Genomic DNA, 7767 nt, shown 5'->3' with positions numbered 1-7767 from the left:
GGTCGCGGCTGCGGGCGGCGCTCACGGTCGCCGAGAAAGCAGGCTGAACCGGCACAGACGGCGGATTTCATCCCGGTCCGGTGCACTTCAGCCTGCTTTTGCGACCCGGACCCGGCGTCGCCGCTCGCCGCCCCGCCTCACGACCCGGCGTGGCGGTCGAGGAACGCGTAGGCCTCGCCGTCGTCGACCCCGGGGAACGCGCCCGCGGCAGCGGCGAGGACATCTGCATGTGTACGCGGGCGCTGGGCCACGCCTTGCCCTCCCAGCGCGTGGTACTCGCCGTCGGAGGTGCGCCCGTTCTGGCTCAAGCACCGCGCTCACCCCACGGGCACGAACCGCCCGATGAACCCGAACGTGGCCTCCGCGACCTCCTGCCAGCCGTGGTCGATGGTGAGCGAGTGGCCGCGGTTCGGCATGACGACGAACTCCGTGACCCCGGGGTTCTTCGACTGTATGGTGAACGACTGCTCGGTCGGCTTTACCGGGACGGTGTGATCCGACTCACCCGCGATCAGCAGCAGCGGTCCCCGGTCGGGGTTCTTCGTGTCGACCTTCGTTTGGCTGAACGGGTTGAGGTTCGCGGTCACGACCTGGAAGATCGGATTGCCCGCCGCCGCGACGTGGAACTCCTGGTAGAGGGCGCGCGCCTCCTCCTCGTCGAGGGCGTTGGCCCATCCATAGCTGAACTCCTCGAGCGTCAAGGTGACGCCGTGGCTGAGGCTGCGAGGGTGTCCGACCACAGGCGCAGACGACTTCAGCGATGACAGCGGCACGGAAAGCACCCCCTGGAACGGCGCGGGATCGATCGCCACCGTCGCCATCGAGGCACCTTCCCCGGCGATCTTCTGCGCGATCAGGCCGCCGAACGAATGGCCGACGACCGCGGGCTTGACGTTCAGCTCGGCGATGACCTCAAGGTAGTGGTCGGTCACCTCCTGCACCATCTTCGAGGCGAACGCATCGGGATTCGACCGGGCGGCTTCGACCGAGGGCGGATCGTCGGGCCACGTCGGCGCGATCGTCGTGTAGCCGGCTTCCTCGGCAAGGTCACGCCACCTGTCCCAGCTGCTGGAGAGCAGCCATAGTCCGTGCACGAAGGCGATGGGCGGCCGCCCCGAGTCGTTCGCCCGTTCGACCTCCGCTCGTTCGGCGGAGGTAATGGTCGAGGCGTGCTGCGCCATGGCTGTCCTTTCCGAAGACCGACTGGTATTTCCATGCTGGAGGTCCACGGAGCCGCGGTCTTGAACCGGATCGCACGGCGCTGTGCGCGCCCTGTACCGAATCGACAGGCCCCGCTACGATGAGCGCGAAGGCTTTTCAGCGGCGCTGCCGCGCCGTGGAGTGGCGAAAGCCGCGGGTCCCGGAGGGACACTTCGTACGAGGAGTGCGTGTGAGCGTGCAGCTCGATCTGGAGGAACTGCCCATCTCCGACAGCATCGAGTTCCTTCGCGAGCGGATGCGGTCTGCACCCGTCCCACTGGCGCTCGAGCCGCTCCTCGGCGCCGACATCATCGCCCGCACCCGCGTCGCCGATCTCGGCTGCGTGCACATGCTCTCCACGCAGTCTCAGGGTGCGGATGTGGTGCGGACCACGCGCCTGTCGAGAGACTCCACGCCGCCCAGTCTGATGGTGAGCGTCTTGGACAGGGGCTCGGGTCTCGTGCGACGCGGTGACGATGTCATGGCGCTCCACCCGGGTGATATTGCGCTGTTCACGACCGACGAGCCGTACCGCCTGAGGTTCTCCGCCGACGCGCTGCGGCACACCTTCCAGGTTCCGTTCGACCGGCTTGAGCTGCCGCGCGATATCGTCACCGATCAGCTGTCCCGGCCGATCCACGCGGATCACCTCACGGCCGCGACGGTCTCCGCCTTCCTCCTCAGCGCCGGCAGGCGCGCATCGGGCGCCCCCGTCGCGGAGCAATCCGCACTCGAGGCGCCAGTGCTCGCGCTCGTCCGGCTCCTCCTCACCCGCCCTGTCGCCGGCACCTCCCCCGGGCGCGAGGCTGCCGCGCGATCGCTGGCCACGCGCATCCAGGAGCACATCGCGGCGCGACTCGGCGACCCCGACCTGTCAGCGCGCTCCATCGCCGCCGCGTTCTCCATTTCCGAACGCTACGTCTACTCGATCCTCTCCCGCCGAGGCATCGATCTCGGCGATCTCGTCCGGGTCCGGCGCCTCGACCGGGCCATTCAGATGCTCGAGAACCCGCGGATGTCGTCGACGAAGATCTCCGTCATCGCGCACCAGTGCGGCTTCGCGGACCACGCCCACTTCTCACGCGCCTTCCGCGCCCGGTTCGGGCTCACCCCGTCGGAGTGGCGGGCACGCGCCACAGACGGCTGAGAGTCGAAGTCGCAGGCACGGTGGCCCGCCGTTCCGGGCGCCTGGGAGTCGTCGTCAGGCATTCGTGAGGAGGGTTTGGAGGGCATCCTCGTCGTCTTCGGGCGCCGGGCCCGTCGAGAGCGGTTGCGCGGCGAAGACGCTGCAGAGGTCGGATGCGTCCAACCGCCGGTAGCCACCGAGCCCATCGGCAAGCTCATCGAACGTGCCGGGCTCGGAACCGGGCGAGGCGTATAGCGCCTCACGCTCGTCGATCGCCCGGTCGACGTCGAATGCGTCCCAGTACCGCTCGCGCCAGATTTCCACCCAGCGGCTGTACCAGAGGCGGCCCCGCTCGTTGATGTCGGTCGGGTCGCCGGAATCGCCGAGACGTCCGGTCTTCTCCAGGATGCGGAGGGTCACCAGCTCCCGGCACCATAGGCAGTAGCGGGGCGGACGACGAAATCGCAGATCGGCGCCGGGCTTGGTCGTCTCAGTCAGGGAGTAGGAGTAGTTAACGTGCCTCCCGTTCATCAGGCAATGAAACTCCGAATGCCAGACCCCGTCGTTCTGCTCTCCCCCACGCCACAGCCAGCCTACGAGCGGCGATGGCTGGTCACCCGCCGCCTTTCGGAGCCGCCGGCCCCACGGGCTGAGGTGATGCCACGGAGCCGCCCCGATGTGGTTGTCGAAGGTGAGGTTCGAAAGAGTGAAGATGCTGGGCACCACGGGATTCCGTCGTTTGGCTTTGCGCGAGCGATCGCTGATGTACTCGTCCTCGAGGTACGCGAACGCGTGCCCGAACTCGTGCAGTGCGTGCGAGCCGAACGCGACGTTGACGAGGCGCGAGCCGTCGTCTTCATCCACCTCGCGGGTGCGGCCGCTCGCGTTCGCCACGGTCGAGCGCACGAGCATCACGACCACGAGATGCGAGTGCATCCCGGCAAGGCGATTGTGGATGACCGGCACGGGATTCCCATCCGCGTTCACCACGTCTGCGTCGAGATCGTGCGGGTAGACGGATGGATTGACCGCGAAGGAGAACACATCCTCGAAGAAGTGTGCGCGGAACTCGATGTCCGCGGATGCAGACCCTCGCCACCACCCATCACTGGCGACCTCGCCCGTGTCGTCTCCCGACGTGCCGACGGGTATCCGATAGTAGGAGCCTCGCCCGCTCGAACAGGGCTCGGCCGATGCACGGAACAAGGCGCGGATGCGGAATGCGCCGGAGAATGCCTCGTAGACATCGACCGCGAACAGATCGGTCAGCCAGGCCGACAACTGCTGCTCGAAAGTCGCGCGGGTCTGATGACCGTCTCCCAGGATCACGACGTCGATCACCTCGTGCTCGGCCAGGTCCACGCGCTCCCCAGGCCGCGCGAGATCGGGGATCGACGGCGCCTTCCAGTTGCCCGGGCCGAGCTCGTAGCGAGCCCCGTCGCCTTCGCCCGGATCGAGGCACACGATCGACAGGTCGGCCACGGGTGACCTCAGAACTGAAGGCCGGAACGCAGGATGCGGACGCCGTCGACCTCGAAGGAATCGCCCGCGGCGGACCATTGGAACGCCGCTGCGCCGCCGTGGCTCACCCGCACCGCCAACCCGTTGCGCATCGCTTCGAGCAGCAGCGACAGCTGCGCGAGGTGGGTGGGCCGGTCGTCAGACTCCATGCTCATCGTGAACCAGGCGCGGTGCCCGCCTATCTTCACCCAGTCGCTACCCGCCGCCGCATCCGTGAGGCTGAACCAGAGCCGCGACACGTCACGCGACTCCGCCTCGATGGTTCCGACGTACCCGTCCGTCTTCGGCATCGCATCCCTCTCTGCAGCACATTGTAGCCACGCGCCGCGCAGAAGTGAACCATGTGACTCATCCCGTGCCGATGGGCGCGCCGCGCGCCGCGCCACCGCAACTTCGCCTGGGTTCAGAGCCGCCGCCAAGTCCGTTCACGACTCCGCGTGACGATCCAGGAACGCGTAGACCTCGCCGTCGTCGATCCCCGGGAACGCGCCGCGGGGGAGCGGCGAGAACATCTGCATGTGCACGCGCGCGCTCGGCCACGCCTTGCCCTCCCAGCGCGCCGTGAGGTCGGCATCCGGCCGCCGGCAGCACGACTCGTCGGGGCACGTCGAGGTCGCCCGCTTCTGCGTCTCGCGACCGCGGAACCACCGCGCGTCGTCGAACGGCACACCCACCGTGATCGAATACTCCCCGTCGGAGGTGCGCCCCGTCTGGCTGGAGCACCAGAAGGTCCCGGCGGGGGTATCGGTGTACTGGTAGTGCACCACGGTGCGGTTCTGCTGCTCGAAGGCGGATCGCGCGGCGAAGCGGCGGCATATGACCTGGCCCTCGACCGACCCCGTCACATCCATCGGCAACGGCAGGTCGTCGTTCTCGTAGACGCGGGCGATCGCGCCGGCACCGTCCACGCGCAGGAAGTGCAGCGGGATGCCGATGTGCGCGGTCAGCAGGTTCGTCATACGCATGCCGGCGGCTTCATGCGTCACTCCGAACGCGTCGCGGAAGTCCTCGACAGCGAGGTTGCGTTCCTTCTTGGCTTGAGTGAGGAAGGCGACCGATGCCGTTTCGGGCATGAGACAGCACGCCGCGAAGTAGTTGATCTCCAGACGCTGCTGCAGGAAGTCGGCGTAGTCGGTCGGCGGAGTGTGCCCGAGCAGTCGGTGCGCCATCGCCTGCAGCGCCATCGATCGCAGGCCGTGTCCGCCGGGGATGGATGCCGGGGGCAGATAGACCCGCCCGTTCTCGAGGTCGATGACCGAACGAGCCGAATGGGGCAGATCGTCGACGTAGATGAGCTCGAACCCGAGCTGCGAGGCCATGATGCTGACGGTGCGGTGCGTCAGCGCGCCCGTGACGTGACCCGCCGCCCTCAACTGCTTCTCGGCGAGCCTCTCGATGTCGGGCAGGTAGTTGCCGTTCTCGCGCATCCGCAGCCGCAGCTCGGTGTTCGCGCGGCGGGCTTCCTCGGGGGTCGCGATGGCCTCGCGCTCACGCCGCTGCAGTTCACGGTGTAGTCCCAGGACCGACTCGATGGTCTCATCGCTGGTCGCCTTCGTCACGCGCACCGGGGGGATGCCGAGGCGCCGGAACACCGGGGAGTTCTGCGCGTGCTCGAGTTCGAGCTCCAGCGCCGCCCGGCGGTTCGGCGGCTCGGGGGAGAGCAGGTCGGTGACGTCGGTGCCGGTCGCTGCGGCGATCGCCTGCAGCAGCGAGAGCTTCGGTTCGCGCTTGCCGTTCTCGATGAGACTGAGCTGGCTGCCCGCGACCCCGACGACGGCTCCCAATCCGTCAAGCGTGAAACCGTGCGACACACGCTGATGGCGGATGCGGTGGCCGAGCGTCGACAGTTCGAGGGAGGAGGGCGGCATTGTTTGAGCATAGCGAAAGAATCGACTTTCTTGACGGCACTTTGACCGGCAAAGCACGCGAATGCAGCGCACAGTGGAAGAGCGCTTCACCACCGACACGACACCCGCCGCCCGTCACCTGCCCAAGGAGTTGAACATGGCCATCGCCGACCTCTTCACCCGTCCCACCACACGTCCCACCACCCTTCCTGCCGCGGGTGGATCCGCCCCGGCATCCCCCGTCTTCGGATCGCGACCGACTCTGGCCGGTGACGGGCTGGCGGAGCTGTATGCGTGGGTCGACGAGATCGCCGCGCTCACGCAGCCCGCTCGCGTCCACTGGGTGGATGGTTCGCGTGCCGAGAACGAGGCGCTGCTGCGTCAGCAGGTCGACGAGGGCAAGCTCATCCGGCTCAACCCGGAATGGCGGCCCGGCTCGTACCTCGCCCGGTCGCACCCGAGCGACGTCGCCCGCACCGAGGCGCGCACTTTCATCGCGTCCGAGCGCGAAGAGGATGCCGGTCCCACGAACAACTGGGTCGCCCCGGACGAGATCCGTGCCACCATCACGCCGCTGTTCGCGGGCTCCATGCGAGGGCGCACGATGTACGTCGTGCCGTTCTCGATGGGCGCCGTCGGCGGGCCGCTGTCGCACATCGGCGTGCAGATCACCGACAGCGCCTACGCCGTCACCTCGATCGGCATCATGACCCGAGTCGGCGTCGAGGTGCTTCAGCAGATCGCCGCCGGAAAGCCCTGGGTCAAGACCGTCCACTCGGTCGGTGCTCCGCTTCAGCCGGGCGAGGCGGATGCCGCGTGGCCGTGCAACGACGAGAAGTACATCGTGCACTTCCCCGAGACCCTCGAGGTGTGGTCGTTCGGCTCCGGCTACGGCGGCAACGCGATCCTCGCGAAGAAGTGCTTCGCCCTGCGCATCGCTTCGGTCATCGGGCGCGACGAGGGGTGGCTCGCCGAGCACATGCTGCTCATCCGCGTGATCTCGCCCGAGGGCAAGGCATACCACCTGGCCGCAGCGTTCCCGTCCGCGTGCGGCAAGACGAACCTCGCGATGCTGCGGCCCACGATCCCCGGGTGGCGCGTCGAGACGCTCGGCGACGACATCGCGTGGCTGCGGCCCGGCGAGGACGGGCGCCTCTGGGCGATCAACCCCGAGGCCGGCTTCTTCGGCGTCGCTCCCGGTACCGGCGAGTCGACCAACGTCGCGGCCGTCGAGACGCTGTGGGGCAACACGATCTTCACGAACGTGGCGCTGCGTCCCGACGGCGACATCTGGTGGGAGGGTCTCACCGACGACGTTCCCGCCGAGCTCATCGACTGGGAGGGGAAGGCGTGGACCCCAGCATCCGGCCGCCCTGCGGCGCACCCGAACTCGCGCTTCACCGTGAGCGCGGCCCAGTGCCCGCAGATCGCCCCCGACTGGGACACGCCCGAGGGCGTGCCGCTGGACGCGATCCTCTTCGGCGGGCGACGGGCCACCAACGTGCCGCTCGTGGTCGAGGCGACGGATTGGACCCACGGCGTGTTCATGGGCTCCAACATCTCCTCCGAGCGCACCGCGGCGGCGGAGGGCACGGTGGGTGAGCTTCGCCGCGACCCGTTCGCGATGCTGCCGTTCTGCGGCTACAACATGGCGGACTACTTCGCCCACTGGTTGAAGATCGGTCAGCAGCTGCGCTTCGACCGCGCGCCGCGGGTCTTCCAGGTCAACTGGTTCCGCAAGGGCGCCGACGGACGGTTCCTGTGGCCAGGCTTCGGCGACAACGCGCGGGTCATCGACTGGATCATCCGCCGCATCGAAGGCGCCGTGCCCGCCGTCGACAGCGCCATCGGGCGACTCCCGGTGATCTCGGATCTGAACCTCGACGGGATCGACGTGCCCGCGGCGGACCTCGAGGCCCTGTTCGAGATCGAACCCGCGCTGTGGCTGCAGGAGGCCGACCTCACCGAGGAGTTCTACCGCACCTTCGACGGCCGCGTGCCCGCCGCCCTCCACACGGAGCTCGCCGCGCTGCGCTACCGCCTGAAGCAGGCCCAGCCCGCCTGACCCCCGCC

At 68.4% G+C, this 7767-nt stretch carries 6 protein-coding genes; 2 read left to right on the top strand and 4 right to left on the bottom strand.

All coding sequences use genetic code 11. The annotated features are described in order from the left end of the window. Positions 1 to 317: 317 nt before the first annotated feature. Positions 318 to 1181, bottom strand: a complete 864-nt coding sequence (locus tag WBP48_RS03350) for an alpha/beta hydrolase (protein ID WP_424436079.1) — start codon at positions 1179 to 1181, stop codon at positions 318 to 320. Positions 1182 to 1390: 209 nt separating this feature from the next. Between WBP48_RS03350 and WBP48_RS03345 the strand changes: the two genes are divergently transcribed. Beyond that, positions 1391 to 2347, top strand: a complete 957-nt coding sequence (locus tag WBP48_RS03345) for a helix-turn-helix domain-containing protein (RefSeq protein WP_424436076.1) — start codon at positions 1391 to 1393, stop codon at positions 2345 to 2347. Positions 2348 to 2401: 54 nt separating this feature from the next. On the opposite strand, the gene WBP48_RS03340 is transcribed toward WBP48_RS03345, so the two are convergent. The 3 genes from WBP48_RS03340 to WBP48_RS03330 form a co-directional block, all read right to left on the bottom strand. Next, the gene (locus WBP48_RS03340) at positions 2402 to 3808 is read right to left on the bottom strand and encodes a hypothetical protein (RefSeq protein WP_424436073.1); all 1407 of its coding nucleotides are present in this window, start codon (positions 3806 to 3808) and stop codon (positions 2402 to 2404) included. 8 nt (positions 3809 to 3816) lie between these two features. Next, a complete protein-coding gene (locus tag WBP48_RS03335; RefSeq protein ID WP_424436070.1) occupies positions 3817 to 4137 on the bottom strand; it encodes a hypothetical protein in 321 nt (106 codons plus the stop codon). Positions 4138 to 4272: 135 nt separating this feature from the next. Then, complete coding sequence (locus WBP48_RS03330) at positions 4273 to 5715, bottom strand: helix-turn-helix domain-containing protein (RefSeq protein ID WP_424436067.1); 1443 nt, start codon at positions 5713 to 5715, stop codon at positions 4273 to 4275. Between the two features lie 136 nt (positions 5716 to 5851). On the opposite strand from WBP48_RS03330, the gene WBP48_RS03325 reads away from it, so the two are divergent. Next, positions 5852 to 7759 (top strand): phosphoenolpyruvate carboxykinase (GTP), encoded by a 1908-nt coding sequence (locus WBP48_RS03325; RefSeq protein ID WP_424436082.1) that lies wholly within the window; start codon positions 5852 to 5854, stop codon positions 7757 to 7759. Positions 7760 to 7767 lie beyond the last annotated feature (8 nt).

Origin of the sequence: Microbacterium sp. (assembly GCF_049661145.1) — a bacterium.
In the GTDB taxonomy this organism is placed as follows: Bacteria; Actinomycetota; Actinomycetes; order Actinomycetales; family Microbacteriaceae; genus Microbacterium.
Note: the sequence above shows the minus strand (reverse complement) of the source record. Positions and strands in the feature narration are given on the sequence as shown.